Annotated in this window: 26 protein-coding genes and 1 riboswitch; of the genes, 14 read left to right on the forward strand and 12 right to left on the reverse strand. The window is 71.8% G+C overall.

Going from position 1 to position 24965, the window contains the following annotated elements:
* The first annotated feature begins 168 nt into the window (after positions 1-168).
* A complete protein-coding gene (locus tag OG252_RS42175; protein WP_266443689.1) occupies positions 169-627 on the forward strand; it encodes an ATP-binding protein in 459 nt (152 codons plus the stop codon).
* A gap of 53 nt (positions 628-680) precedes the next feature.
* Here the strand turns inward: OG252_RS42175 and OG252_RS42180 are convergent, their stop codons facing one another.
* The 4 genes from OG252_RS42180 to OG252_RS42195 form a co-directional block, all read right to left on the reverse strand.
* A complete protein-coding gene (locus OG252_RS42180; RefSeq protein WP_266443692.1) occupies positions 681-1244 on the reverse strand; it encodes a DUF6328 family protein in 564 nt (187 codons plus the stop codon).
* 136 nt (positions 1245-1380) lie between these two features.
* Positions 1381-1854 carry a C40 family peptidase gene (locus OG252_RS42185; protein ID WP_266443695.1) on the reverse strand — a complete coding sequence of 158 codons (474 nt, stop codon included), beginning with the start codon at positions 1852-1854 and terminating at the stop codon, positions 1381-1383.
* 3 nt (positions 1855-1857) lie between these two features.
* Positions 1858-2037: riboswitch (cyclic di-AMP (ydaO/yuaA leader) on the reverse strand.
* Positions 2038-2407: 370 nt separating this feature from the next.
* Complete coding sequence (locus OG252_RS42190; RefSeq protein ID WP_266443697.1) at positions 2408-2716, reverse strand: hypothetical protein; 309 nt, start codon at positions 2714-2716, stop codon at positions 2408-2410.
* Between the two features lie 7 nt (positions 2717-2723).
* Positions 2724-3359 (reverse strand): ATP-dependent Clp protease proteolytic subunit, encoded by a 636-nt coding sequence (locus OG252_RS42195; RefSeq protein ID WP_329342806.1) that lies wholly within the window; start codon positions 3357-3359, stop codon positions 2724-2726.
* A 63-nt stretch (positions 3360-3422) separates the two neighbouring features.
* Between OG252_RS42195 and OG252_RS42200 the strand changes: the two genes are divergently transcribed.
* Positions 3423-3701 carry a type II toxin-antitoxin system Phd/YefM family antitoxin gene (locus tag OG252_RS42200; RefSeq protein ID WP_266443702.1) on the forward strand — a complete coding sequence of 93 codons (279 nt, stop codon included), beginning with the start codon at positions 3423-3425 and terminating at the stop codon, positions 3699-3701.
* Positions 3702-3770: 69 nt separating this feature from the next.
* On the opposite strand, the gene OG252_RS42205 is transcribed toward OG252_RS42200, so the two are convergent.
* Positions 3771-4796: an ABC transporter permease gene (locus OG252_RS42205; RefSeq protein WP_329342808.1), complete on the reverse strand. Its 1026-nt coding sequence runs from the start codon at positions 4794-4796 to the stop codon at positions 3771-3773.
* 170 nt (positions 4797-4966) lie between these two features.
* On the opposite strand from OG252_RS42205, the gene OG252_RS42210 reads away from it, so the two are divergent.
* The 8 genes from OG252_RS42210 to OG252_RS42245 all read left to right on the forward strand — a co-directional run bounded on the left by OG252_RS42210 (position 4967) and on the right by OG252_RS42245 (position 12170).
* Positions 4967-5638, forward strand: coding sequence for a TetR/AcrR family transcriptional regulator (locus tag OG252_RS42210; RefSeq protein WP_329342810.1), 672 nt, complete (start codon positions 4967-4969; stop codon positions 5636-5638).
* A gap of 113 nt (positions 5639-5751) precedes the next feature.
* Entirely contained in the window at positions 5752-6054 is a 303-nt protein-coding gene (locus tag OG252_RS42215; protein WP_010355509.1) for an urease subunit gamma, read from the forward strand.
* A 15-nt stretch (positions 6055-6069) separates the two neighbouring features.
* Positions 6070-6381: an urease subunit beta gene (locus tag OG252_RS42220; RefSeq protein ID WP_266443725.1), complete on the forward strand. Its 312-nt coding sequence runs from the start codon at positions 6070-6072 to the stop codon at positions 6379-6381.
* A complete protein-coding gene (locus OG252_RS42225; protein WP_329342813.1) occupies positions 6374-8095 on the forward strand; it encodes an urease subunit alpha in 1722 nt (573 codons plus the stop codon). Before OG252_RS42220 ends, OG252_RS42225 begins: the two co-directional genes overlap by 8 nt.
* A 13-nt stretch (positions 8096-8108) precedes the next feature.
* Positions 8109-8783 carry an urease accessory protein UreF gene (locus OG252_RS42230; protein ID WP_266443730.1) on the forward strand — a complete coding sequence of 225 codons (675 nt, stop codon included), beginning with the start codon at positions 8109-8111 and terminating at the stop codon, positions 8781-8783.
* 193 nt (positions 8784-8976) lie between these two features.
* Positions 8977-9654 (forward strand): urease accessory protein UreG, encoded by a 678-nt coding sequence (ureG, locus tag OG252_RS42235; RefSeq protein WP_266443733.1) that lies wholly within the window; start codon positions 8977-8979, stop codon positions 9652-9654.
* On the forward strand, positions 9642-10415 hold the full coding sequence (locus OG252_RS42240) for an urease accessory protein UreD (RefSeq protein ID WP_329342817.1): 774 nt from the start codon (positions 9642-9644) through the stop codon (positions 10413-10415). The genes ureG and OG252_RS42240 overlap by 13 nt, the downstream gene beginning before the upstream one ends.
* Before the next feature lie 159 nt (positions 10416-10574).
* A complete protein-coding gene (locus tag OG252_RS42245) occupies positions 10575-12170 on the forward strand; it encodes an alpha/beta hydrolase (RefSeq protein ID WP_329342819.1) in 1596 nt (531 codons plus the stop codon).
* Between the two features lie 54 nt (positions 12171-12224).
* On the opposite strand, the gene OG252_RS42250 is transcribed toward OG252_RS42245, so the two are convergent.
* The 7 genes from OG252_RS42250 to OG252_RS42280 form a co-directional block, all read right to left on the reverse strand.
* A complete protein-coding gene (locus OG252_RS42250) occupies positions 12225-13247 on the reverse strand; it encodes an NAD-dependent epimerase/dehydratase family protein (RefSeq protein WP_329345340.1) in 1023 nt (340 codons plus the stop codon).
* Positions 13248-13317: 70 nt separating this feature from the next.
* On the reverse strand, positions 13318-14049 hold the full coding sequence (locus OG252_RS42255) for a lysophospholipid acyltransferase family protein (RefSeq protein ID WP_266443741.1): 732 nt from the start codon (positions 14047-14049) through the stop codon (positions 13318-13320).
* A 144-nt stretch (positions 14050-14193) separates the two neighbouring features.
* Positions 14194-15423 (reverse strand): PP2C family protein-serine/threonine phosphatase, encoded by a 1230-nt coding sequence (locus OG252_RS42260; protein WP_329342821.1) that lies wholly within the window; start codon positions 15421-15423, stop codon positions 14194-14196.
* 75 nt (positions 15424-15498) lie between these two features.
* Positions 15499-18009 carry a SpoIIE family protein phosphatase gene (locus OG252_RS42265; protein ID WP_329342823.1) on the reverse strand — a complete coding sequence of 837 codons (2511 nt, stop codon included), beginning with the start codon at positions 18007-18009 and terminating at the stop codon, positions 15499-15501.
* 114 nt (positions 18010-18123) lie between these two features.
* Positions 18124-19359 carry an ornithine--oxo-acid transaminase gene (gene rocD / locus OG252_RS42270; RefSeq protein ID WP_329342825.1) on the reverse strand — a complete coding sequence of 412 codons (1236 nt, stop codon included), beginning with the start codon at positions 19357-19359 and terminating at the stop codon, positions 18124-18126.
* Positions 19356-20168: a dimethylargininase gene (gene ddaH / locus OG252_RS42275; protein WP_266443753.1), complete on the reverse strand. Its 813-nt coding sequence runs from the start codon at positions 20166-20168 to the stop codon at positions 19356-19358. The genes rocD and ddaH overlap by 4 nt, the downstream gene beginning before the upstream one ends.
* 126 nt (positions 20169-20294) lie before the next feature.
* Positions 20295-20810 carry an Lrp/AsnC family transcriptional regulator gene (locus tag OG252_RS42280; RefSeq protein WP_266443756.1) on the reverse strand — a complete coding sequence of 172 codons (516 nt, stop codon included), beginning with the start codon at positions 20808-20810 and terminating at the stop codon, positions 20295-20297.
* A gap of 78 nt (positions 20811-20888) precedes the next feature.
* On the opposite strand from OG252_RS42280, the gene OG252_RS42285 reads away from it, so the two are divergent.
* Genes OG252_RS42285 through OG252_RS42300 form a run of 4 tightly spaced genes read left to right on the forward strand, consistent with a single transcriptional unit; the run spans position 20889 to position 24954 of the window.
* Entirely contained in the window at positions 20889-21638 is a 750-nt protein-coding gene (locus tag OG252_RS42285) for a LytR/AlgR family response regulator transcription factor (RefSeq protein WP_266443758.1), read from the forward strand.
* A 1-nt stretch (position 21639) separates the two neighbouring features.
* Positions 21640-21999 (forward strand): hypothetical protein, encoded by a 360-nt coding sequence (locus tag OG252_RS42290; RefSeq protein ID WP_266443761.1) that lies wholly within the window; start codon positions 21640-21642, stop codon positions 21997-21999.
* A 19-nt stretch (positions 22000-22018) separates the two neighbouring features.
* The gene (locus tag OG252_RS42295) at positions 22019-23743 is read left to right on the forward strand and encodes a sodium/solute symporter (RefSeq protein ID WP_329342829.1); all 1725 of its coding nucleotides are present in this window, start codon (positions 22019-22021) and stop codon (positions 23741-23743) included.
* Positions 23740-24954, forward strand: a complete 1215-nt coding sequence (locus OG252_RS42300; RefSeq protein ID WP_329342831.1) for a sensor histidine kinase — start codon at positions 23740-23742, stop codon at positions 24952-24954. The genes OG252_RS42295 and OG252_RS42300 overlap by 4 nt, the downstream gene beginning before the upstream one ends.
* Positions 24955-24965 lie beyond the last annotated feature (11 nt).

The following is a 24965-nucleotide window of genomic DNA, read 5'->3' on the forward strand; positions in this document are numbered from 1 at the left end:
TCGCAGAGTTCACCGCTTCGAGCGACAGATATATGCATATCTTGGTGGATCGCCACCCCTGACCGCCTCGGTGATGGCACTCTGGCGACGAAGCACCAGTCCGGGACCGTACTCGAACCTCCGCCTTCGCGTCGGACTGCGGTCCCGCGGGAAAGGGACGACGTCGTCATGGCAGACCACCTGGAATCATCCGTCACTCTGCCGAGCGATCCCGCTTCGGTCTCCGCGGCCCGCTCCTACGTGCTCACCACCCTGGCCGAGTGGGGTCTGCCCGCGGAGACGGAGGTGGCCGACACCATCCGCCTCATCGTCTCCGAACTCGCCACCAACGCCGTACAGCACACCTTCGGTCAGTCACCCACCTTCACGGTGGACATCGTGCTCGAGCGTGACGAACACCTGCGCATCGGTGTCACCGACAGCCACCCGCGCTTCCCGAAACGGCTGCCGGCCGCCGTCCAGCAGGACAACGGCCGCGGCATGGTGATCATCCGCTGGCTGACCGCCGAGTGCGGCGGCAAGCTGAGAGTCCGGCCCACCCGCGAGGGCGGCAAGACCGTCTCGATCGAAGTGCCGTGGACCGTACCGGCCGAACCGGTACCGGCGGCCGGCCAGCAGGAGCCGTAACCCTCACACCGGCGGGCCGGACCCGGGACGCGGGCGCTGTCGGCGCCAGGGGGTCATCGGCGGCGCGCCGACAGTTCTCGGTGCGGTACTCCTCCTCGCACCGGTGCGAGCGGCCTGACAGCCGTCCGGGGCGTGTCCGCCCGTACCGCCCGGCTCACCAGCCGCGGCAGCAGCCACCACAGGCACAGACACACGAACAGGGTCGCCCCGCCCGCGACCAGCCCGCCGGCCCGGCCGGTCGTCACGTCCACCACGAGCAGCACCGACCCGGTGAACGCGAGCACCAGCACCCCCATGCCGAGGGTGGCGAGCCGCGAGGAGACCTGGACTATGCGGGGCTTGGCGCCCTTCTGGAAGAGCGAGCGGTGCAGGGCGGCGGGCGCGGTGAACAGGGCCGCCGCCAGGACCGCCAGCAGGAGCGTGACGACGTACGTGGTGCGCTGGACCGTGTCGAGCGACGGGAAGCGCGGCGTGAAGGCCAGCGTCAGCAGGAAGGCGAAGAGGATCTGCACCCCGGTCTGCGTGACGCGCAGTTCCTGGAGCAGTTCGCCGAAGTTGCGGTCGGCGCGCTCCAGCGGGGTCTCGTTGCGTGCGGTGCAGGGACTGTGGTCGGCCATGGACGGACGAGTAACCATCTCAGCCCGTGTCACGCGCCCTGAGAGCCCTGGAGGGCCCTTGGCGCCCCTGAGGAGCCACTGAGAGCCCCGGAGGGGGCGACGGCGGGTCAGGTCGCCGCCGCCCCCCGAGGGTGGGTCACTTGACCCGGCCGTACCAGACGCTCTTCGTCCAGATCTTCTGCAGTCGCACGACGTCCCCGGTCTTCGGGGCGTGCCAGATCTTCCCCTTCCCGGCGTAGATGCCGACGTGGTACACGTTCGACCCCGAGTGGAAGAACACCAGGTCTCCGGCCTTGCGGCTCCCGGAGGAGATGTGGCGTGTCTTGTTGTACTGCTGGGCCGCCGTGCGGGGGAGCTTCTTGCCCGCCTTCTTGAACGAGTACAGCGTGAGCCCGGAGCAGTCGAAGCGACGTGGTCCGGTGGCACCGTACTTGTACGGGGAACCCTTCTTGGACGCGGCGATCTGAAGTGCCTTCGTCGCCGGCGTGGCGGCCGCGGCGTCGGACGCGACACCCGGGACCACGACGGAGCCGCCCATCGCGGCGATGGTGAGGGCCGAGGCCGTACCGGCTCGGACCATGAGCGACGGGACACGATTGAGCGCAGTCATGCGCAACCCTTCGTCAGCCGCCTGTGAAGGATGACCTGTCGGATTCGGGCTGGCGAAGTTGCCCGGCCGCTGCTGCGGCTTCACCCCAAGGGCAGCTCGGCGCGGTCATGGCGTGACCGTTCCGGCGACCCGTCGTGCCTGGGTCCTCCACTCCTGCCGATCCACTTCTGTCGACCTGTCATCCGGGCAGCGGCAGGACTCGGCGTCCGCCCGGATCGCCCCGCCGCTGCGGCGGGGTCTTGTCGTCAGACAGGGATCTTGGCTCACGGATGTCCGAAAATCCCAACGGAACCGATGGTTTGTGTTGTTACTCACCACTCACCCGTTCGGGTGGACACCCCAGTGTTCGAAGGGGTGTCCAGGGATCCGCGGACGCCCGGACCAGCACCGGAACGACTCATTCCGCCCTGAGGTCATGCGTGTTGCGCAACCGTGACGGGCCCGTAAAAGGACGTGCGACTACTCCAAAAGGCGGTACGCCATTTGGTCCGTTTCGGCGCCGGTCCGGACACTCCGTCAGGAGGACGGAAGGCCCGGACCGGCTGTGGGTGCGTCAACTGTCGGAGAGCGGCGGCAGTGTGACGCGAGCCGCGCGGCGCTCCCCGTCCAGCACACGCAGCGCACGCGCCAGCGTGTCGGCGTGCACCTCCGTCTCGCCCCGACGGTGCATCAGCGCCAACGCGTCCCGCAGCTCGGCCGCCTTGGTGACCAGTGCCTGCGCGGCCCGCAGCCCGCGGTACGTGTCGCCGTGGCGGGCGGGGTTGATCCGGCCGAGCAGATCGACCACGTCGAGGTAACGGTCGATCAGTTCGCCCTCGGCGCGGGTCAGGGCCGGCAGGGGCGGCAGTTCGGGTGGGAGCACCGGCCGCTCACCTCCCGCTGGGCGGGGCGATCGTCGTCCTGCGGCTGGGGATGATCCGGTCCGCGAGGCCGTACTCCAGCGCTCCCGGCGCGTCCAGGATCTTCTCGCGCTCGATGTCGGCGTTCACCTGTTCCGGGCTGCGGTGGGTGTGCTTGACGAGCAGTTCCTCCAGGCGGGAGCGCACGCGGAGCAACTCGTCGGCCTGGATGGCCAGATCGCTGGCCTGCCCCTGCACGGGTTCGTACACGGCGGGCTGGTGGATCACCACGCGCGCACCCGGCAGCAGGTTCCGCTTGCCCGGCGTGCCCGCCGCCAGCAGCACCGCGGCGGACGAACCGGCCTGCCCCAGACACGTCGTCTCCACGTCGCAACGGACGTACTGCATCGTGTCGTAGATCGCGGACATCGCGCTGAACGAGCCCCCGGGCGAGTTGATGTACAGCGAGATGTCCCGGTCCGGGTCCTGGTACTCCAGGTACATGAACTGGGCCATCACGTCGTTCGCCGAGGTGTCGTCGATCTGCGTCCCGAGGAAGACGATCCGCTCTTCCAGGAGCTTCGAGTACGGATCCATCGACTTGTGCCCGTAGCTCGTGCGCTCGGTGAACTCGGGCAGCACGTAGCGGGCGGCTGGTCGGGTCATGGGTACCCCTCCTTCGGCGTCTGTAAAAAATGTACAGGACGTACGTGACGTTATGATGGGGGTATGGCCTACGAGATTCCGGTGACGCAAGCCAGAGCTGAACTCGCCGACCTGATCAATCGGGTGGTGTACGGCGGTGAGCGGGTGGTCGTGACACGGCACGGCAAACCCCTCGTCGCCCTGGTTTCCGCCGCCGACCTCGAACGGCTGGAGGAGCTCCAGGAGCCCGCGGAGGAGCAGGTGGTCAGCGCGGTCTCCAGCGTCCGCGAGGTCGCGTCCGCTCCCCGCGAACAGCAGCGCTTCGGCATCGCGGCGCACCACCGGGGGCACGGCCCGTCCTAGAGACGACAAGACCGTGCACCCCCGTCCGCCACAGCGGGGGTGCACGGTCGGACCGGTGCGGCCGGCCGGTCAGCCGACGGCCACGGGCTCCCGATCGGGCGCGGGCTCGGCGCGCTTCGTACGCGCCGTGAGCGCGTTTCCCAGCAGTACGGCGCCCAGACCCAGCGCGGCCCACCAGGTGAGCGTCAGGGCGGGCCCGGTCGCCGCCGCGCCGTCGAAGAAGGACACCGAGCGCAGCAGGCTCGTCCCCGCGCCCGGCGGCAGCCACTGGCCGATCGTCCCGAACGGCTCCGGCAGCATCTGCGGCGCGGTGGCCGCCCCGGAGAACGGGTTGCCGAACAGCATCACGACGCCCGCGGCCACCCCGACACCGGCCTGCCCCAGAAGGGCGGCCAGCCCGGCCACCGCCGCCCCGACGGCCAGCGTGGACAGGGCGAACGATCCCGCCTCCGCCCACCAGTCGCCCGCGAGGACGCCCAGCCAGCTGTGTGCGAGGGCGGCGGCCACCACGCCGACCAGGGCCGCGGCGCCGACGAGTGCGCCGACGGCACGCCAGCCACGCAGTCCGAGCAGGGTCACCGCCGCGCCCGCCGCGATGCCGGCCAGGGCGAGCGGCAGCACGCTCGCGTTCAGTGCCGTGCCCCGCGGGTCCGCCTCGGGGGCGGCCACCACGTCGACCGTCCTGACCTGCGCACCCGAGGCGGCGGCCTGCTCGGCCATCGTCTGCTGGAGCAACTGGGCGACGAACGGGCTCGCCGCGGAGGCGGTCAGCAGCTCGGTGCCCTGGGGGGTGACCACGACCGCGCCGTATACGGTCCGGTCCTCGACGGCGTCCCGGGCGGCGGCCTCGTCGGCGTAGCGGTGGATCTCGAACGCGCCTTCGTGCTGCGCGAGTTGTTGCTCTACCTGGGCCGTCGCGGCAGCGGGCCCGGCGACGCCGAGCGGCAGGTCCCGAGGCGCGGTGCGGGCCGCGGGCCAGGCGAAGGCCCATAGGGCGAGGGCCGCGAGCAGCGGGACCAGGACCGCCACGGCGACCATGCGGCGGCCGTGCGGCAGGGGCCGGGGCTCGGCCTGGGCGGCGGGGGGCGTGGACATGGGGCTGTGCTCCTCGGGTCGGGGCGCTTGTCTCGTCGGCGGCGGAGGCCGAAGAGAGGGCTGCGCCAAAAGTCTGCGGTAAAAAGAAGGATCGTTCGTTTTAGGCTGCTCCAACCGTCCCGCCGAGACTGCTCCTTGTCAAGAAGGAACGTTCGTTTTAGGTTGGGGACATGGCCCGTGTATCCCAGGAGCACCTCGACGCCCGCCGCCGCCAGATCCTCGACGGCGCCGCGCTCTGCTTCGCCCGCAACGGCTTCCACGCCACGTCCATGCAGGACGTGCTGAAGGAGGTCGACCTCTCGGCCGGAGCGGTGTACCGCTACTTCAGTGGCAAGGAGGAGCTGATCGCCGCGATCGTCGGTGAGGTACTCGGGTCGGTCCGGGACGCCTTCGAGGGGGCGGCGAAGCAGAGTCCGCCGCCCCCGCCCGACGTCCTCGTCGGCGCTGTACTGGGCCGGACGCTTGCCACCAGGGCGTCGCTGACCGTCGACGGGGAACCGGCCTTCCCGCGGCTGATCGTCCAGGTGTGGGCGGAGACGCTGCGCAGCCCGGAGCTGGCCGCCACCCTGCGGGACGGCTATTCCGCTGTCGGTGAGGGCTGGATGCGGGTCGTCGAGGCGTACCAGGACGCCGGGATGATGCGCGCGGACCTGCCCGCAGAGCATGTCGTGCGCACCATGATCGCGACTGTTCAGGGGTTCGTCGCCCAGCAGCCGCTGCTGGGGCCGGCCCCGGTCGAGGTTCTCCAGAACGGACTACGCGCGTTGATGAGCATGTCGGCACCCCACAAAGAGGCCAGAACGGATCAAGGAAGTGGGCTGAACGGATCACAGCTCGGTTAACTTGCTTGAAACCCGGTCCAACTAGCCTGCCGATCCACGCCACCAGGGACGTTGCCCGGGGGCTGCGGCAGCCGGACCCCGCACGGTCCGGAGCGAGGACTGTGAGGTGGGACGTGCAACTGACCCCGCACGAGCAAGAGAGGCTGCTGATCCATGTGGCGGCCGACGTGGCCGAGAAGCGCCGGGCCCGCGGGCTGAAGCTCAACCACCCCGAGGCGGTCGCGCTCATCACGTCGCACATCCTCGAGGGCGCGCGTGACGGCCGTACGGTCGCCGAGCTCATGGCCTCCGGACGCAAGCTGCTCACCAGGGACGACGTCATGGAGGGCATCCCCGAGATGATCCACGACGTCCAGGTCGAGGCGACCTTCCCGGACGGCACCAAGCTCGTCACCGTCCACGACCCGATCGTCTGACGGGCAGGAGCCGCCATGATTCCCGGAGAGTTCCTGTTCGCTTCAAGCCCGATCGTCTACAACGAGGGGCGCGAGGTCACCGCGCTGACCGTCCTCAACGCCGCCGACCGGCCCGTCCAGGTCGGCTCCCACTACCACTTCGCCGAGGCCAACCCCGGTCTGGAATTCGACCGCGCCGCCGCACGCGGCAAGCGGCTCAACATCGCCGCCGGCACCGCCGTGCGCTTCGAACCCGGGATCCCCGTCGACGTCGAACTCGTCCCGCTCGCCGGCGCCCGTGTGGTGCCCGGGCTGCGCGGGGAGACCGGAGGTGCCCTCGATGCCTGAGATCTCGCGTGCCGCGTACGCCGACCTGTTCGGCCCCACCACCGGCGACCGCATCCGGCTCGCCGACACCGACCTGCTCGTCGAGATCGAGGAGGATCGTTCCGGCGGTCCCGGCCTCGCCGGTGACGAGGCCGTCTTCGGCGGCGGCAAGGTCATCCGCGAGTCCATGGGCCAGTCACGTGCTACGCGCGCAGACGGCACCCCGGACACGGTCATCACCGGCGCTGTGATCATCGACCACTGGGGGATCGTCAAGGCCGACGTCGGCATCCGCGACGGCCGGATCACCGGCATCGGGAAGGCCGGCAACCCCGACACCATGGACGGCGTCCACCCCGACCTGGTCATCGGCCCCGAGACCGAGATCATCGCCGGCAACGGGCGCATCCTGACGGCCGGCGCCGTCGACGCGCACGTCCACTTCATCTGCCCGCAGATCGCCGACGAGGCGCTGTCGGCCGGCATCACGACGCTGGTCGGCGGCGGCACCGGACCGGCCGAGGGCTCGAAGGCCACGACGGTGACGCCGGGGCCCTGGCACCTCGCGCGCATGATGGAGGCGATGGAGCAGTATCCGCTGAACATCGGCTTCCTCGGCAAGGGCAACACCGTCTCCCACGAGGCGATGCTGTCCCAGATCCGCGGTGGCGCCCTCGGCCTCAAGCTGCACGAGGACTGGGGTTCGACCCCGGCCGTCATCGACGCCTCGCTGACCGTCGCCGACCGCACCGGCATCCAGGTCGCCATCCACACGGACACGCTGAACGAGGCGGGGTTCGTCGGCGACACCCTCGCCGCGATCGCCGGACGCGGCATCCACGCCTACCACACCGAGGGTGCGGGCGGCGGGCACGCGCCGGACATCATGACCGTGGTCTCCGAGCCGCACGTGCTGCCGAGTTCGACGAACCCGACGCGGCCTTACACCGTCAACACCGCCGAGGAACACCTCGACATGCTGATGGTCTGCCACCACCTCAACCCGGCCGTCCCGGAGGACCTCGCCTTCGCCGAGTCCCGGATCCGGCCCTCCACCATCGGCGCGGAGGACATACTTCACGACCTGGGCGCCATCTCGATCATCTCCTCCGACGCGCAGGCCATGGGCCGGGTCGGCGAGGTCATCATGCGGACCTGGCAGACGGCCCATGTGATGAAGCGGCGGCGGGGCGCGTTGCCGGGCGACGGACGCGCGGACAACCATCGGGTGCGTCGCTATGTCGCCAAGTACACGATCAACCCGGCCGTCGCGCAGGGCCTCGCCCACCAGATCGGCTCGGTCGAGACCGGCAAGCTCGCCGACCTCGTGCTGTGGGAGCCCGCGTTCTTCGGGGTCAAGCCACACCTCGTCGTCAAGGGCGGCCAGATCGCGTACGCGCAGATGGGCGACGCGAACGCGTCCATTCCGACGCCGCAGCCGATCCTGCCGCGCCCGATGTTCGGTGCGATCGGGCGGGCGCCCGCTTCGAACTCCTTCAACTTCGTGGCGCCGCTCGCCATCGAGGACGGGCTGCCGGAGCGGCTGCAGTTGGGGAAGCGCTTCGTCGCCATCGAGTCGACGCGTGGCGTCACCAAGGCCGACATGCGGGAGAACGACGCGCGGCCCCGCGTCCAGGTCGATCCCGACAGCTTCGCCGTGCACATCGACGGGGAACTCGTCGAGGCGACTCCGGCCGCCGAACTGCCCATGGCCCAGCGCTACTTCCTCTTCTGACGGCGCGGATCCGATGTCACGAGCAGCACTTCTCGTTCTGGCCGACGGCCGCTTCCCCGCCGGAGGGCACGCGCACTCCGGCGGCGCCGAGGCGGCCGTCAAGGCCGGGCGCGTCACCGGGGGCGCGAGCCTCGAGTCCTTCTGCCGGGGGCGGCTGCACACGGCCGGGCGGGTCTCCGCGGCGCTGGCCGCGGCGGCCGTACTCGGTGTCGATCCCGCGGAGTTGGACGCGGCGGCCGATGCGCGGACGCCGTCGCCCGCACTGCGGGTGGCCGCGCGGAAGCTGGGCCGCCAGCTGATGCGGGCCGCGCGGGCGACCTGGCCGTCCGAGGAACTCGACGCGCTGGCGCGGGAGTTTCCCAAGGGGGCGCATCAGCCGGTGGTACTGGGTCTGGCGGCTCGGGCGGCGGGGCTGGGGGCGCTTGACGCCGCCTACTGTGCGGCGTACGAGAGTGTCAGTGGGCCGGCCTCGGCCACGGTGCGGTTGTTGAGCCTGGATCCCTTCGATGCGACCGGGGCGCTGGCTCGGCTGGCGCCGGAGCTGGATCGCGTCGCGGATCAGGCGGTGGAGGCGGCGCGGAAGGTGGTCGACGAGGGTGTCGATGCCTTGCCCGCGGCTTCCGCTCCGCTGCTGGAGATCTCCGCCGAGGTGCATGCTGCCTGGCCCGTACGGCTCTTCGCGTCGTAGGAGGTTGTTCGCCCCCGCCGCCCCTACCCGTCCCATCCCCCAGGGGCTCCGCCCCTTCGACCCCGCCAGGGGGCTTCGCCCCCTGGACCCCCATCGGCCCTGAACGGGCCTCGTCCTCAAACGCCGGACGGGCTGAATAGTGCCGGACTGAGCTGAAAAGGCACCGCTCGACCTGAAATTCTGGAGCCGCCCCATGCACCTCGACCACTCCCTCGACGGCCCCGCCGCTGTCAGTGCCGACGCTCATCGTCCCGACGGCTCGCACCGGGCCCTGAGGATCGGGCTCGGTGGGCCTGTCGGGTCCGGGAAGACCGCCACCGTCGCCGCGCTGTGCCGGGCCTTGCGTGACGAGTTGTCCCTCGCTGTCGTCACCAATGACATCTACACGCGCGAGGACGCCGAGTTCCTGCTGCGGGAGGCCGTGCTGCCGCCCGAGCGGATCACCGCCGTGGAGACCGGCGCCTGTCCGCACACCGCGATCCGGGACGACATCTCCGCCAATCTCGAAGCGGTGGAGGATCTGGAGGACGAGGTCGGTCCGCTGGATCTCATCCTCGTCGAGTCCGGCGGCGACAATCTGACCGCCACCTTCTCCAAGGGGCTCGTCGACGCGCAGATCTTCGTGATCGACGTGGCCGGAGGGGACGACATTCCGCGCAAGGGCGGCCCGGGCGTCACCACCGCCGACCTGCTCGTCGTCAACAAGACCGACCTCGCCCCGTACGTCGGCTCCGACCTGGCGCGGATGGCGGCCGACGCCAAGGCGCAGCGGGCCGAACTGCCGGTCGTCTTCCAGTCACTCAGGACCGAGCCCGGCGTGCGGGACGTCGCCGCCTGGGTGCGGGCGCAGCTCGCCGCGTGGACGGCGTGACCGCGGCCGTGACCGGGGTGCGGGCCACCGCGCGGATGCTCGCGCGGGACGACGGTCGCGGGGGTACGTCCCTGCCCGTCCTGGAGGGTGAGGGACCGCTGGCGCTGCGCCGGACCCGGGGGATCGGCAGCCAGGCGCACGTCATGATCGTCGGCGCGATGAGCGGGCCGCTCGGCGGCGACCACTTCACCGTGGTGGCCGGGGTGGAAGCCGGTGCTCGGCTGCGCGTCGGGTCGGCCGCCGCCACCATCGCACTGCCGGGTCAGGCCAAGGGCGAGTCCCGCTACGACGTCCGGCTCACCGTCGCCGACGGCGGCGAACTGCGCTGGCTGCCCGAGCAGTTGATCTCCGCGCACGGCAGCGACCTGCACGTCACGACCCGTGCCGACCTCGGTGCCACGGCCCGGCTCGTCCTGCGCGAGGAGCAGGTGCTCGGGCGGGCCGGCGAGGAACCGGGCCGGCTCGGCAGCAGGCTGGTCGTACGGATCGCGGGGCGTACCGTGCTCGACCAGGAGCTGTCCTGCGGTCCCGGGGCGCCGGGCGGCTGGGACGGGCCCGCCGTGCTCGCGGGGCATCGGGCCGTGGGCCAAGTCGTCGTCGTACGGCCGGAGTTCGCGGACCAGCCGGTGACGGCCCGGGTGCTGGGGGAGGGGGCCGCGATCATGCCGCTCGCGGGGCCGGCCGCGCTGGTGACCGCCGTGGCGCCGGACGCGCTGAAGCTTCGGCGGATCCTGGACGAGGCGCTGACGATCCTCGGTTGAGGACTCGGTTGAGGACGAGGGGGACGAGGGGCCGGACCGCCGAGCGAACGTCCCAGTCCGGTTATCGGATTGGCAAAGAAGGCCGACCACCCCTGTTCTCAGGAGACGCACAGCCGAGAGGATCCCCGTACTCATCAACGACGTACGGGGAGGCCCCACTTGAGGGACAAGAGAGCGACGAGGCGGACGGCCGCGTTCGGTTCCGCCGGAGTGCTCGTCACGGCGACCCTGATAGCCGGAGCCGTCGCGGCGCCCACCGCGAGCGCGGACACCCGACACGGCCAGGACCGCGAGGCCCGCGGCGCCGCGATCGCCGCCGCCAAGGCCGAGAAGACCGGGATCGACTGGCAGGACTGTCCGGCCGACTGGGGCCTGGAGAAGCCGATCCAGTGCGGCTATGTCACCGTGCCGCTCGACTACGCCAAGCCGTACGGCAAGCAGATCAAGCTCGCCGTCGACCGGATCGGCAACACGGGCACGAAGGAGGAGCGCTTGGGCGCCCTCGTCTACAACCCGGGCGGGCCGGGCGGCTCCGGCCTGCGCTTCCCGCGCCGTGTCACCACCAAGGCGCCCGTCTGGGCCAACACCGCCAAGGCGTACGACTTCGTGGGCTTCGACCCGCGCGGCGTCGGCAAGTCGGCGCCCATCTCCTGCGCCGACCCGCAGGAGTTCGTCAAGGCGCCCAAGATGGACCCGGTGCCGGACTCCGAGGCCGACAAGCTGGCCCAGCGCAAGCTGGCCCGCGAGTACGCCGAGGGCTGCTACGAGCGCAGCGGCGAGATGCTGCCGCACATGACCACGCCGAACACCGCGCGCGACCTGGACGTCATCCGTGCCGCCCTCGGCGAGAAGAAGCTCAACTTCCTCGGCGTCTCCTACGGCACCTACCTCGGCGCGGTCTACGGCACCCTGTTCCCGGGCCATGTCCGGCGCATGGTCGTCGACAGCGTCGTCAACCCCTCGCGGGAGAAGATCTGGTACGAGGCCAACCTCGACCAGGACGTCGCCTTCGAGGGCCGCTGGAAGGACTGGCAGGACTGGGTCGCCGCCAACGACGCCGTCTTCCACCTCGGCGACACCCGCGCCGAAGTCCAGGCGAAGTGGCTGGAGTTGCGGGCGGCGGCCAAGAAGAGCCCCATCGGCGGGGTCGTGGGACCGGCCGAGCTGCTCGGCTTCTTCACGGGCGCCCCGTACTACGACTCCTCGTGGATTCCGGTCGCCACCGTCTTCAGCAAGTACTTCGCCGGCGACACCCAGGCGCTCGTCGACGCGGCCGCCCCCGACCTGACCGACACCGCGGGCAACATCGCCTCGGAGAACGGCAACGCCGTCTACACGGCCGTCGAGTGCACCGACGCCAAGTGGCCCACCAGCTGGAAGAAGTGGGACCGGGACAACACACGGCTGCACCGGGACTACCCGTTCCTGACCTGGTCCAACGCCTGGATGAACCTGCCGTGTGCGACCTGGCCGGTCAAGCAGCAGACCCCGGTGGACGTGAAGAGCGGCAAGGGGCTGCCGGGCGTGCTGATCGTGCAGGCGGAGCGTGACGCCGCCACCCCGTACGGCGGCGCCGTCGAACTGCACAAGCGCTTCAAGGACTCCCGCCTGATCACCGAGAAGGACGCGGGCTCCCACGGCGTGACCAGCCTGGTCAACCCGTGCATCAACGAGCGGGTGGACGCCTACCTGCTCTCCGGCAAGCTGGACGCCGCAGACGTGACGTGCGGACCGCACGCGACGCCGAAGCCGTAACCAGTACGCAGTGACAGCAGCGGGGCGGCCGTTGCCGACGGCCGCCCCGCCCCCTCATGCGTCGACCGTGTCGAGAAACGCGTCCTCCGCCGCGTAGTCGAAGAGGTCGCCGTACGACGCGAACATCTTCGGGTACGCCTCCCGCCAGTCCCGCCCCGCGAGCCGCCCCTCGATCCACGCGACCGTGTCCGGCAGCGTCTCGGCGTACCGCACGACCGGGCGGTAGCCCAACTCCCGTTCCGCCGCGGACATGTCGCACACCACGGGCAGCGGCACCGACCACGGCGTGTCACCGACCGTGGGCGCCGGGGGCGGCCCCTCCACGAGGACGCTCTCGCTCTCGACACCCATGACGGCGTCGATCGCCCGCGCGATCTCCGCGACCGTCGGAGCGTCCGGGTCCACGGCGTTGAGGACCCGTGTGCCCGGCCGTGCGGCGGCCAGCCGGATCAGCTCGGCGATGTTGTGGACGCTCGCCGGATGGAACCGGCTCGTGCCTCCGTGGGCCAGGACGCGCCGGGGCCGGCGGTCCAGGTTGCGCTTGACGAAGTACAGCTCGCGCGGGGTCCGGCAGTGCGGCCCGTGGATCGCACCGGCACGCAGCAGCGTGGTCGGCAGCCGACCGCCCGCCGCGAGGAGTTCGCGCTCCAGCCCCGCCTTGCGGGTGCTGTACGAGGTGTCTGCCGGCCGGACGGTCCGCTGGTCCTCCGTGATCGGCACCGGGTACTCGGGGAAGCCGCCCGGCTCCTGCTGGGTGTCGAAGCCCCGGCCCTTGCCGTCCTCGTACACCGACACGCTGGAGACCACCACGGCCGAGCCCACGCGATCGCCCAGCGAGGTCAACTGCCGGGCGTGCTCCGGCCCGTAGGCCACCATGTCGACCAGGACGTCACAGCCGTCGCCGACCGCCGCGGCCAGGGCCGCGTCGTCCTCCCGGTCCGCGCGCAGCGCCCGCACGTCGTCGGGCCAGCCCTCGTCCCGTGCGCCCGCGCGCGAGACGGCCGTCACCTCCCAGCCGTCCCGGGCCAGCACGCCCACGGCGGCCCGTCCGATCTGTCCCGTCGCTCCGACCACCACAGCACGTCTCATGCGGCGACCGTACGACCGGGACCGCCGCGCCCGCCAGGTGCTCTGCCGACAGCAGAGGTCAACTCAGCGGCAGCCGCGGGAACCTGCGCTCCTTCTCCTTCTCCGAGCGCGCCGCGGCCTCCTCGGCCTTGGCGACCGCCGCGTACTGGTCGACGTACTCCTGCTCGGACAGCGTCAGGATCGCGTACATGATCTCGTCGGTGATGGCGCGCAGGATCGCCTTCTCGTTCTCCATGCCGGCGTACCGGGAGAAGTCGAGGGGCTTGCCGAAGCGGATCACCACGGGGTGGATGTTGGGGACGAGCTTGCCGGGCGGCTGGGCCTCGAAGGTGCCGATCATCGCGCAGGGGATGACGGGCACTTGGGCTCTGAGCGCCATCACCGCGACGCCGACCTTGCCCTTGTAGAGCCGGCCGTCGTGGGAGCGGGTGCCCTCCGGGTAGATGCCGAGCAGCTCGTCCTTGCTCAGGACGCCGAGCCCTTCGCGGATCGCGGCCTGGCCCGCCTCCTTGCCGGAGCGGTCCACGGGGATCTGTCCGGCGCTGCGGAAGAAGGTCGCGACCAGCCGGCCCCTGATGCCGGGTCCCGTGAAGTACTCGGCCTTCGCGAGGAAGGTGATGCGCCGCTTCAGGACCGCGGGCATCAGGAAGTGGTCCGAGAAAGAGAGGTGATTGCCCGCGACGATGGCCGCGCCCGATGCCGGAACGTGCTCCAGGCCTTCTATTCGAGGGCGGAAGACCAGTCTCAGCAACGGCCCCAAGAACACGTATTTGAGCAGGTAGTAGAACAAGGGGGGTCGCTCCTCACTCCGGCGGTCGGCTCAACCGCCGCGTTAAAGCAGGTCAACCGGCACGTCGTGGGGGTGCCAGTGTAGGCGCAGGCCGCGGCCGCCGGAACCGCACGGGCGCACCCGCGGCCACACCCACCGCCCTCCTCACAGTCGCACGATGATCAGGGCCGTGTCGTCCGTGGCGCCGCCGGGTGGCAGCAGCTCCAGCAGGACGGCGTCGGCGAGGGTCTCGGGGTCGGCGGCCCGGTGGCGGCGCAGGGAGTCGGCCAGGCGGGCCAGACCGGTGTCTATGTCCTCGCGGCGCCGCTCGACCAGGCCGTCGGTGTACAGGGCGAGGGTGGCGCCGCCGGCGAAGGCGGTGCCGGCCTCGGGTCTCCGGATCGGGTCGGGGCGGGCGTCCAGCGGGGGATCGGTGGCCCGGTCGAGGAACTCCACCCGGCCGTCGGGGTGGACCAGGACGGGCGGCGGGTGGCCGGCGCTGCTGTAGGTGATCGTGTGCCGGTCGAAGTCGATGAACGTGGTGACCGCGGTGGCCGATTCGGCGCCGTCGACCACATGGGCGTACCGGCCGAGGACGTCCAGCGCCTGGGCCGGGCCGTCCGCGACCCGCGAGGTGGCGCTGAGCGCGCTGCGCAGCTGGCCCATGACACCGGCCGCGGCCAGCCCGTGGCCGACCACGTCGCCCACGGACACACCGAGGCGGTGGCCGCCCACCAGGTCGACCAGGTCGTACCAGTCGCCGCACACGTTCAGCGCGCCGACCGCGGGCCGGTAGCGGACGGCCGCCCGGTGGTTGCCCACCTGCCGACTCGCGGGCAGCATCGCCTCCTGCAGGGCCAGGGCCACCTCGCGCTCGCGGGCGTGGGCCCGGCGCAGCCGTTCGTTGAGCTCCTGCAGCTCGCGGGCGCGGCTGTACAGCTCCGCCTCCAGCCCCTGCGCCCGGCCGGTGCTCCGCCCGCCGCGGGCCCGGATCAGCTCGGTGACCTCCTCGACCCGGTGCACCAGCAGCACCACCTCCCCGCCCGGGTCGAGCACCGGGGCGTTGCAGGGGCTCCAGTACCGCTCCTGCCAGTGCCCGGGTCGCTCGGGGTCCTCGACGTCGTACCGCTGCAGGGCCATCGCGTCACGCTCGCCCGTGGCCATTACGCGCTGGAGCGAGGCCTTCAGGTTGCGCATGCCCGTCGCGGCGGGGTCGTTGGGGTTCTCCGGGAAGACGTCGAACAGGAGCCTGCCCACCACCTGTTCGCGCTTGCGGCCGGCCGCGCGCAGGAACTCCTCGTTGACGTCCGCGATGACCAGACCGGGCGTGAGCAGGGCCACCATTCCGGGCAGGGCCTGGAACACCGCCGCGTAGTCGATCGCCGAATCGTTCATGGCTCCCGCTCTCACCACCGGGATCACCCCAGTTTCCCACGATATGTGCGGTCCTACGCCATGTGCGGTCCTACGTCACAGCGGCGCATCCGTCAGCGACTGCTCGGCCCAGATGACCTTGCCCTCCGGCAGGAAACGGGTGCCCCAGCGCTGGGTGAACTGGGAGACCAGCAGCAGTCCGCGCCCGCCCTCGTCCGTGGTGCGGGGATGGCGCAGGTGGGGCGCGGTGGCGCCGCTGTCGAACACCTCGCAGATCAGCGTCCGGTCCTTGATCAGCCGGAGCCGGATGGGGCCGGAGGCGTGCCGGATGGCGTTGGTGACCAGCTCGCTCACCACGAGCTCCGTGATGAAGGCCAGCTCGTCCAGGCCCCAGTCCGACAGCCGGCGGCCGGCCGTCTTGCGGGCGTCGGCGACCACGGCCGGGTCGGCGGGCAGTTCCCAGGACGCGACCCGGTCGGCGTCGAGGCGCCTGGTACGCGCCATCAGCAGGGCCACGTCGTCGCGGGGACGGGCCGGGGCCAGGGTGTCCACGACGGCACGGCAGCGCAGGTCGAGCGAGGGAGCCGACCGCGCCAGGGCCTTCCGCAGCCGCTCCCGGTTCGCGTCCTCGGACCACTCCTCGCCGCAGGCCAGCAGACCGTCGGTGTACAGCGCGAGCGTGCTGCCCTCCGGCAGGATCATCTCGACCGACTCGAACGGCGGTCCGCCCGCGCCCAGTGGCGGCCCCTGGGGCAGCTCGACGAAGGTGATGGTCCCGTCGGGCCGGACGACCGCGGGTGCGGGATGCCCGGCGGCGGCCATCGAACACCGTCCGTCGACCGGGTCGTGGACGACGTACAGACACCCCGACCCCACGGCCTGGGTGCTGTCGTCGTCGTCCTCCGCCCCGCCCTCCGGTGCCGCGCTCTCCTCCTGCGCCGTGCGCCCGACCAGGTCGTCGAGGTGGGCCAGGACCTCGTGCGGCGGCAGATCCAGCGCCGCGAGCGTGCGTACGGCGGTCCGCAGCCGCCCCATGGCCGCCGCGGCGTCGATGCCGTGCCCGGGCACCTCGCCCACGACGAGGGCCACCCGTGCGCCGGAGAGCGGGATCAGGTCGTACCAGTCGCCGCCCAGGCCCGTCAGCTCGTTCGCCGGGCGGTAACAGGCGGCCACTTCCACGGCGTCCTGGTCGGGCAGCCGGTGCGGGAGCAGATTGCGCTGCAGCGCCAGCGCCGCGTCCCGCTCGCGGGTGTAGCGCCGGGCGTTGTCCACACACACCGCCGCCCGCGAGACCAGATCCTCCGCCAGACTCAGGTCGTCCTCGTCGAAGGGCTCCTGACGGTGCCGCCGGAAGAACGTGGTCACGCCGAGGGTGACCCCCCGGGCCCGGACCGGCACGACCATCGCGCTGTGCGGCGCGAGGTCCCAGGACGTGGCGCCCTGGCTGCCGGGGGTGCCGGCGCCCCACTCCCGGGCGAGCGGGTCGAGCCGCTCCTCGCGCCAGGACCGGCCGGTGGCGAGGCAGCGGATCTGCGGTGAGCCGGGCGGGTAGACGGCGGGGGCGCCGATGCCGAGGGCGTCGGCGGTGGAGCGGGCGTCGGTGTGGGCGTCGGTGTGGGCGGCACCCTCGTCGCCCTCTTGGTGTGAGGTCCGCCCCGCCCGCCGCAGCCGTACCGGATCCGTCCCGTCCAGCGGCCCGGACGCCGGTTCCGCTCCCCGCAGCACCGACTCCAGCAGGTCCACGACGACCAGGTCGGCGAGCGCCGGTACGGCCACGTCGGCCAGCTCCTGCGCCGTCCGGACGATGTCCAGGCTGCGGCCGATGTACTCGCCGGCCCGGTCGAGGAGGGCCAGCCGCTGCCGGGCGCGGTGGTGCGCGGTGATGTCGACGACGGTGTAGTACACGCCCATCGGGTGACCCCGCTCGTCGTCGAGCCGGGTGAACGACAGCACGTGCGCGGTCTCCCGGTGCGGCGCGGAGCGCACGCTGCCGACGTGCTCGTACCCGATGACCGGCTCCCCGGTCGCCAGCACGTGCCGCATCTGCGCCTCGATGGCGGCGGAGTCCAGACCCGGCTGTATGTCCGCGAGCCGCAGCCCGAGCCGTCGCACGGGCGGTCCGCCGCCGAACTGTGCCAGGGCGGCGTTCGACCAGACGTAGCGCAGGTCGGTGTCGACGATGGCGATACCGATGGGGGACCGGTCGACCATCTGCTCCAGCACGGTGCGCTGCATGTCCCAGCCGGGGGCCCCGGCCATCTCCGACAGCAGCGCCAGCCACCGCGAGGGCCCCCGCGCCTCCTCGGCGGCGGCGATCCGCACCATCACCCTGACCGGCCGCCCGTCCGCGCGGCGCACCGACAGCAGCCCGGCCCAGCCGCCGTCCCGGCCCCACTGCTCGACCAGACGGGGAACCCGCCCGGCGTCCTCCTCGGTCACCAGGTCGGCCAAGGGCCTGCCCACCGCCTCGGCGGCCGGGTACGCCAGCAGCCGCTGCGCGCCGGCGCTCCAGCTCGTCACCACCCCCGCCGCGTCGAGCAGCAGGGGCGCCGCGTCCGCCACGTCGAACCGACGGCGGGCAACCTCGTGCTCCTCAAATGTGCCCACGGCCGACCTCTCTGTCGCTGAGAGTGGTCTACCACCTCTTGCCCCAATCTTGCCCCGCGACGACGGGACCGCACCGCGCGGCAGGATCAGAACCGAGGCCGTCGAGCTGCGGGCTCAGCCCCGTCCGAGCACCCTCGCCAGTGCCCCGAGCGCCGAGACGAGCTCCGCCTCCGTGATCGTCAGCGGCGGCGCGAGGCGGATGGTCGAGCCGTGGGTGTCCTTGGCCAGGACGCCCTCGGCAAGGAGGCCCTGGCTGATCTCACGGCCGGTGCCGAGGGCGGGGTCGATGTCGACGCCCGCCCAGAGACCGCGGGAGCGGAACCCGACGACGCCCTTGCCGACCAGGTCGGCCAGGCCGTCGCGGAGCACCGCGCCGAGCTCGGCCGCCCGGCGCTGGAATTCACCCGTTTCCAGCAGTTCGACGACCGCCGTGCCGACGGCCGCGGCGAGCGGGTTGCCGCCGAACGTCGAGCCGTGTTCGCCCGGCCGGAGTACTCCGAGGACGTCCCGGCGGCCGACCACCGCGGACACCGGCACGATGCCGCCGCCGAGCGCCTTGCCGAGCAGGAGTACGTCCGGGACGACCCCCTCGTGCTCGACGGCGAGCGTCCGGCCCGTGCGGCCGAGCCCCGACTGGATCTCGTCGGCGATGAAGAGGCAGCCCTCGCGGTGGGTGAGTTCGCGGACGCCGGTCAGATAGCCCTCGTCGGGGATGACGACCCCCGCCTCGCCCTGGATCGGCTCGATCAGCACCGCCGCCGTCGTCTCGTCGACCGCCGCCTCCAGCGCGGCCAGGTCGTTGTACGGCACGACACGGAAACCCGGTGTGAAGGGGCCGAAGCCCGCCCGGGCCGTCTCGTCCGTGGAGAACGACACGATGGTCGTCGTACGGCCGTGGAAGTTGTCCGCGGCGACCACGATCGTCGCCCGGTCGGCCGGGACGCCCTTCACGTCGTACGCCCACTTGCGCGCCACCTTGATGCCGCTCTCGACCGCCTCCGCACCGGTGTTCATCGGCAGCACCATGTCCTGCCCCGTCAACTGCGCGAGCCGCTCGGCGAATTCGGCGAGCCGGTCGTTGTGGAAGGCGCGTGAGGTCAGGGTGAGACGGTCGAGCTGCGCGTGGGCCGCCTCGACCAGCGCCGGGTGGCGGTGGCCGAAGTTGAGGGCCGAGTAACCGGCCAGCATGTCGAGGTAGCGGCGGCCCTCGACGTCCTCCACCCAGGTGCCCTCGGCACGGGCGACGACCACGGGCAGCGGGTGGTAGTTGTGCGCGAGGACCGGCTCCTCGGCGCGGATCAGGTCGGCGGAGGTGCGCGTGCGGACAGGGACACGGGTGGGAGCTGTCATGAGCGGATCTCCTGGGTGCAGCACTTGATGCCGCCGCCGGCCTTCTGGAACTCGGAGAGGTCGACGGCGACGGGGACATAGCCGTGGTCGCACAGGCGGGAGGCGAGCGCCTCGGCCCGCGGTGCGATGAAGACGTGCCGGCCGTCGGACACGGAGTTGAGGCCGAAGGCCATCGCGTCGTCCCGGGTGGCGAGCACGGCGTCCGGGTACAGACGGGCCAGCACCTCGCGGCTGCCCGGCGAGAACGCCTCCGGGTAGTACACGATGTTGTCCTCGTCCAGGACGAACAACGCCGTGTCGAGGTGGTAGAAGTACGGGTCCACCAGCGTCAGGCTGATCACCGGATGGCCGAAGAACTCCTGCACCTCGCGGTGCGCCTCACGGGTCGTACGGAATCCGGTGCCGGCCAGCACGTACCGGCCGGTCCACACCAGATCGCCCTCGCCCTCGCAGACGGACTCCGGGCGGTGGACGTCGTAGCCCGCCGTCTTGAACCAGGTGTCGTAGTGCGTGGATTCGGGACGTCGCTCGGGGGCGTGGAAGAGGGAGCCGAAGACGCGGCCGTCGACGACGACCGCCGAGTTCGCGGCGAAGACCATGTCCGGGAGCCCGGGGACCGGGTCCACGGTGGCGACGTCGTGGCCGTGGGTGCGGTAGGCGTCGATCAGTGCCTGCCACTGTTCCTGGGCCAGATCGACGTCGACCCGGGTGTCGGGATGCATCCAGGGGTTGATCGCGTACTGCACGGCGAAGTGTCTGGGTTCGCAGACGAGGAAGCGCCGCCGGCGCGGCACACGGGTATCGGTCACAGAGGGGTTCCTCCGCTTCCTGCGGTGTCGAGACTGAGGGGTGACACCAAGGTAGGAACTGACCGGGACGGCCGACAAGGAACAGGAATTGCGTGTTGGCGCAGGAATGCTGCGTCTTTGACCGGGTCAGCGCACGTCTGTTGCGCGCGTTGTGTCTTCCTCCGGTGCGGGCTGGCTGGCCCCGGCCTCCGGGCTCTCCGGAAGGAGATGGGACAGCACCATCACACTGATCGTCTTGCGGATGAACGGCTCGATGCGGATCCGCTCCAGCACCTCCTCGAAGTGCTCGACGTCCCGCGCCCGCACGTGCAGCAGCGCGTCCGCCCCGCCGGTCACCGTCATCGCCGCCGTGATCTCCGGATGGTTGCGCATCACCTCCGCGAGCCGCCGCGGCGGGGCCGCGCCCTCGCAGTACACCTCGACGTACGCCTCCGTACGCCAGCCCAGCGCCGACGGCTTCACCGTCGCCGTGAACCCGGTGATCACACCCGTGTCCCGCATCCGGTCCACGCGCCGCTTGACCGCCGTCGAGGACAGCCCGACGCTCGCGCCGATCTCGGCGAAACTGGTCCTGGCGTTCGCCATCAACGCGGTGACGATCTTCCGGTCGAGCTCGTCGAAGGGCGCGGGCCTGCTGTTCATGCGGGCACTGTATCCAGCGCAAAGGTCCTGGCCCCTCCACGTGTGCAGGCGTACGAATAACTCCTACACTCCGGGTTCATGCTGCGCGCCCTGGCTGTCGACGACGAACGCCCCTCGCTGGAGGAACTGCTCTACCTCCTCAAGACCGATCCCCGCATCGGCAGCGCCGAGGGCGCCGGTGACGCGACCGAGGCGCTGCGCCGCATCAACCGCGCCCTGGAGTCGGGGCCCGACGGGCCCGAGGCGATCGACGTCGTCTTCCTCGACATCAACATGCCCGGCCTCGACGGGCTGGATCTCGCCCGGCTGCTCACCGGCTTCGCCAAGCCGCCGCTCGTCGTGTTCGTCACCGCGCACGAGGACTTCGCCGTGCAGGCCTTCGACCTGAAGGCCGTCGACTACGTGCTCAAGCCCGTCCGCAAGGAACGCCTCGCCGAAGCCGTCCGCCGCGCCGCCGAACGCAGCGAGTCCGCCCCCCGTATACCCGTGCACGAACCCGACCCCGACCACATACCCGTCGAACTCGGCGGCGTGACCCGCTTCGTCTCCGTGGACGACATCACGCACGTCGAGGCGCAGGGCGACTACGCCCGGCTGCACACCGACAAGGGCAGCCACCTCGTACGGATCCCGCTGTCCACCCTGGAGGAGCGCTGGCGCTCCCGCGGCTTCGTCCGCATCCACCGCCGCCACCTGGTCGCCCTGCGCCATGTCGGCGAACTCCGCCTGGACGCTGGCACCGTGAGCGTCATGGTCGGGTCCGAGGAACTCCAGGTCAGCCGCCGCCACGCCCGTGAGCTGCGGGACCTGCTCATGAGGAGGCCATGACGTGCCCCAGGACCCCGCGGACCGCCGCGTCGTCGTCACCGGCCCGCCCCGGCGCACCCGCAGGGCCTCCGGCTACTACCGCCCGCGCACCGAGATCGACGAACAGACCACCCTCGGCCACACCTACGTCCGCTCCCTGATGCGCACCCAACTGCGCGCCGCCCTCGCCGTGTTCGCGTTCCTCGGCCTGCTCATCGGCCCGCTGCCGCTGCTCTTCGCGGCGCTGCCCGACGCCCGCCGCCTCGAATGGGCGGTCCTCGGCTTCGGCCTCTACCTCCCCCTGGTCCTGCTCGCCCGCTGGTACGTGCGGCGCGCCGAACGCAACGAACGGGACTTCGTGCGCCTCGTCGAAGACCGCTGAACCGGCGAGCCGAAGACCGATGAACTCGAACTACGCCGTCCCCGCCGTCGCCCTCGTCGTGGTGGCAACCGTCCTCGTAGGCGCCTTCGGCCTGCGGATATCCCGCACCACCTCCGACTTCTACGTCGCCTCCCGCACCGTCGGCCCCCGCCTCAACGCGGCCGCCATCAGCGGCGAGTACCTCTCCGCCGCCTCCTTCCTGGGCATCGCCGGCCTGGTCCTGGTCCAGGGCCCGGACATGCTCTGGTACCCGGTCGGCTACACCGCCGGCTACCTGGTCCTGCTCCTGTTCGTCGCCGCCCCGCTGCGCCGCTCCGGTGCCTACACGCTCCCCGACTTCGCCGAGGCCCGGCTCGCCTCGCAGGCGGTACGGCGGCTCGCGGGCGCCTTCGTCGTGGGGGTGGGCTGGCTGTACCTGCTGCCCCAACTCCAGGGCGCGGGACTGACGTTGACCGTGCTGACCGGTGCGCCCGAGTGGCTCGGCGGGGTGATCGTCGCGGCCGTCGTCGTCGCCACCGTCGCCGCCGGCGGCATGCGCAGCATCACCTTCGTGCAGGCCTTCCAGTACTGGCTCAAGCTCACCGCCCTGCTCGTCCCCGCCCTGTTCCTGGTGCTCGCCTGGCAGGGCGACGGAGCCCCCCGCCGCGCCTTCGAGGAACCGGCCACCTTCCGCGAACAGCGGGTCGTCCGCGTCGACGCGAGCCTCGACCTCAAGCTGGAGGCGCCCCTGACCGTCACGGTGAGCGGCACGGTCGACGGCCGCCCGCACGACGACCGGCGGCTCCGCCTCCCCGCCGGCACCCACCGCATCGAACAGGGCACCCGGCTCACCTTCGCCAAGGGCGACCGGGTCCCGGCCGCCGACCGCGGCAGCAACGGCGGCATGTCGACCTCCCTGGCCGCGAGCCGCGAGGAACGCCCGCTGTACGCCACGTACGGACTGATCCTCGCCACCTTCCTCGGCACCATGGGCCTGCCGCACGTCGTCGTCCGCTTCTACACCAGCCCGCACGGAGTCGCCGCCCGCCGGACCACCGTGGCCGTCCTCGCCCTGATCGGCGGCTTCTACCTCCTGCCGCCCGTGTACGGCGCCCTCGGCCGGCTCTACGCCCCCGAACTCACCCTCTCCGGCGACGCGGACGCCGCCGTCCTGCTGCTGCCCGGGCGGGTGATCGGCGGCCTCGGCGGTGACCTGCTCGGCGCACTGGTGGCGGGCGGGGCCTTCGCCGCGTTCCTGTCCACCGCCTCGGGGCTGACCATGGCCGTGGCCGGCGTCCTCACCCAGGACGTCCTGCCCACGCGCGGCGTACGGCACTTCAGACTCGGCACGGTCCTCGCCATGGCCGTACCGCTCGCGGCGAGCATGCTGGTCGGCGGGCTGCCGGTCGCCGACGCGGTGGGGCTCGCCTTCGCGGTGTCGGCCTCGTCCTTCTGCCCGCTGCTGGTCCTCGGCATCTGGTGGCGGCGGCTGACCCCGCCGGGCGCCGCCGCCGGGATGCTGGTGGGGGGCGGCTCCGCCTTCGTGGCGGTGGCCGCGACCATGGCGGGCTTCCCCGGCACCGGCCCGCTGCACGCCCTGCTCGCCTGGCCGGCCCTCTGGTCGGTGCCGCTGGGCTTCCTCACCATGGTGCTGGTGTCGCTGGCGACGGCGGGGCGGGTACCGGCGGGGACGGCGGCGATCCTGGCGCGCTTCCATCTGCCGGAGGAACTGCACGAGGAACTGCGCGAGGAGGTGAAGGCATGAGCGGATTCATCGCCGGACTGTGCGTGGCGATCCTGCCCCTCCTGGCCGCCGGCTTCTGGCTCGGCAGGCGCACCGCACGCCCCCAGAACCTCGGTGGACTCGGTACCCCCGTCGAACACGCCACCTTCCAGACCCTGCACACCGCCTCCCTCGCCGCGCCCCCCTTGCGGGCCGGCCTCACCGAGGAGACCGCGCGCAAGTCGGCCCGCCGGCTGCGCACCCTGCTCGGCACGGACGCGCTGTGCCTCACCGACCAGGAGCAGGTCCTGGTCTGGGACGGCGTCGGCGACCACCACCGCACCCAGATCATGGAACGCCTCGCCGGCCCGCTGGAGTCCGGCCGCGGCGAGGCCTTCCGGCTCACGTGCGACGCCCCCGACTGCCCGGTCCGCTGGGCCGTCGTCGCCCCCCTCACCGTCGACGACCGCGTCCACGGGGCGCTCGTCGCCTGCGCGCCCCGCGAGTCCGCCGTCCTCGTCCGCGCGGCCGGGGAGGTCGCCCGCTGGGTCTCCGTCCAACTCGAACTAGCCGACCTCGACCAGTCCCGCACCCGCCTCATCGAGGCCGAGATCAAGGCCCTGCGCGCCCAGATATCCCCGCACTTCATCTTCAACTCGCTCGCGGTGATCGCCTCGTTCGTGCGCACCGACCCCGAACGCGCCCGCGAACTGCTCCTGGAATTCGCCGACTTCACCCGCTACTCGTTCCGCAGACACGGCGACTTCACCACCCTCGCCGACGAGCTCCACGCCATCGACCACTATCTGGCGCTGGTGCGGGCACGCTTCGGTGACCGCCTCTCCGTCACCCTGCAGATCGCCCCCGAGGTCCTGCCGGTCGCCCTGCCCTTCCTGTGCCTCCAGCCGCTCGTCGAGAACGCCGTCAAGCACGGCCTGGAGGGCAAGGCGGTGCCTGTGGGCAAGAGCCATATCAGCATCACCGCCCAGGACGCCGGCGCCGAGGCCCTCGTGGTGATCGAGGACGACGGCGCGGGAATGGACCCCGCCCTGCTGCGCCGGATCCTCGCGGGCGAGATCAGCCCCTCGGGCGGTATCGGGCTGTCCAACGTCGACGACCGGCTCCGCCAGGTCTACGGAGACGACTACGGCCTGGTCATCGAGACGGCCGTCGGCGCGGGCATGAAAATCACCGCCCGGCTGCCGAAGTACCAGCCGGGGGTGCACTCGGCGAGCCGCCTCACCGGCGGCTGAGGATCATGTGG

The organism is Streptomyces sp. NBC_01352 (assembly GCF_036237295.1).
Classification (GTDB): Bacteria; Actinomycetota; Actinomycetes; order Streptomycetales; family Streptomycetaceae; genus Streptomyces; species Streptomyces plumbiresistens.

Bases quoted from the DNA above. Each gene is read 5' to 3' on its own strand.
- OG252_RS42175 (WP_266443689.1), top strand. From the start codon at position 169: ATGGCAGACCACCTGGAATCATCCGTCACTCTGCCGAGCGATCCCGCT.
- OG252_RS42180 (WP_266443692.1), bottom strand. From the start codon at position 1,244: ATGGCCGACCACAGTCCCTGCACCGCACGCAACGAGACCCCGCTGGAG.
- OG252_RS42185 (WP_266443695.1), bottom strand. From the start codon at position 1,854: ATGACTGCGCTCAATCGTGTCCCGTCGCTCATGGTCCGAGCCGGTACG.
- OG252_RS42195 (WP_329342806.1), bottom strand. From the start codon at position 3,359: ATGACCCGACCAGCCGCCCGCTACGTGCTGCCCGAGTTCACCGAGCGC.
- OG252_RS42200 (WP_266443702.1), top strand. From the start codon at position 3,423: ATGGCCTACGAGATTCCGGTGACGCAAGCCAGAGCTGAACTCGCCGAC.
- OG252_RS42205 (WP_329342808.1), bottom strand. From the start codon at position 4,796: ATGTCCACGCCCCCCGCCGCCCAGGCCGAGCCCCGGCCCCTGCCGCAC.
- OG252_RS42210 (WP_329342810.1), top strand. From the start codon at position 4,967: ATGGCCCGTGTATCCCAGGAGCACCTCGACGCCCGCCGCCGCCAGATC.
- OG252_RS42220 (WP_266443725.1), top strand. From the start codon at position 6,070: ATGATTCCCGGAGAGTTCCTGTTCGCTTCAAGCCCGATCGTCTACAAC.
- OG252_RS42225 (WP_329342813.1), top strand. From the start codon at position 6,374: ATGCCTGAGATCTCGCGTGCCGCGTACGCCGACCTGTTCGGCCCCACC.
- OG252_RS42230 (WP_266443730.1), top strand. From the start codon at position 8,109: ATGTCACGAGCAGCACTTCTCGTTCTGGCCGACGGCCGCTTCCCCGCC.
- ureG (WP_266443733.1), top strand. From the start codon at position 8,977: ATGCACCTCGACCACTCCCTCGACGGCCCCGCCGCTGTCAGTGCCGAC.
- OG252_RS42260 (WP_329342821.1), bottom strand. From the start codon at position 15,423: ATGAACGATTCGGCGATCGACTACGCGGCGGTGTTCCAGGCCCTGCCC.
- rocD (WP_329342825.1), bottom strand. From the start codon at position 19,359: ATGACAGCTCCCACCCGTGTCCCTGTCCGCACGCGCACCTCCGCCGAC.
- OG252_RS42280 (WP_266443756.1), bottom strand. From the start codon at position 20,810: ATGAACAGCAGGCCCGCGCCCTTCGACGAGCTCGACCGGAAGATCGTC.
- OG252_RS42285 (WP_266443758.1), top strand. From the start codon at position 20,889: ATGCTGCGCGCCCTGGCTGTCGACGACGAACGCCCCTCGCTGGAGGAA.
- OG252_RS42295 (WP_329342829.1), top strand. From the start codon at position 22,019: ATGAACTCGAACTACGCCGTCCCCGCCGTCGCCCTCGTCGTGGTGGCA.
- OG252_RS42300 (WP_329342831.1), top strand. From the start codon at position 23,740: ATGAGCGGATTCATCGCCGGACTGTGCGTGGCGATCCTGCCCCTCCTG.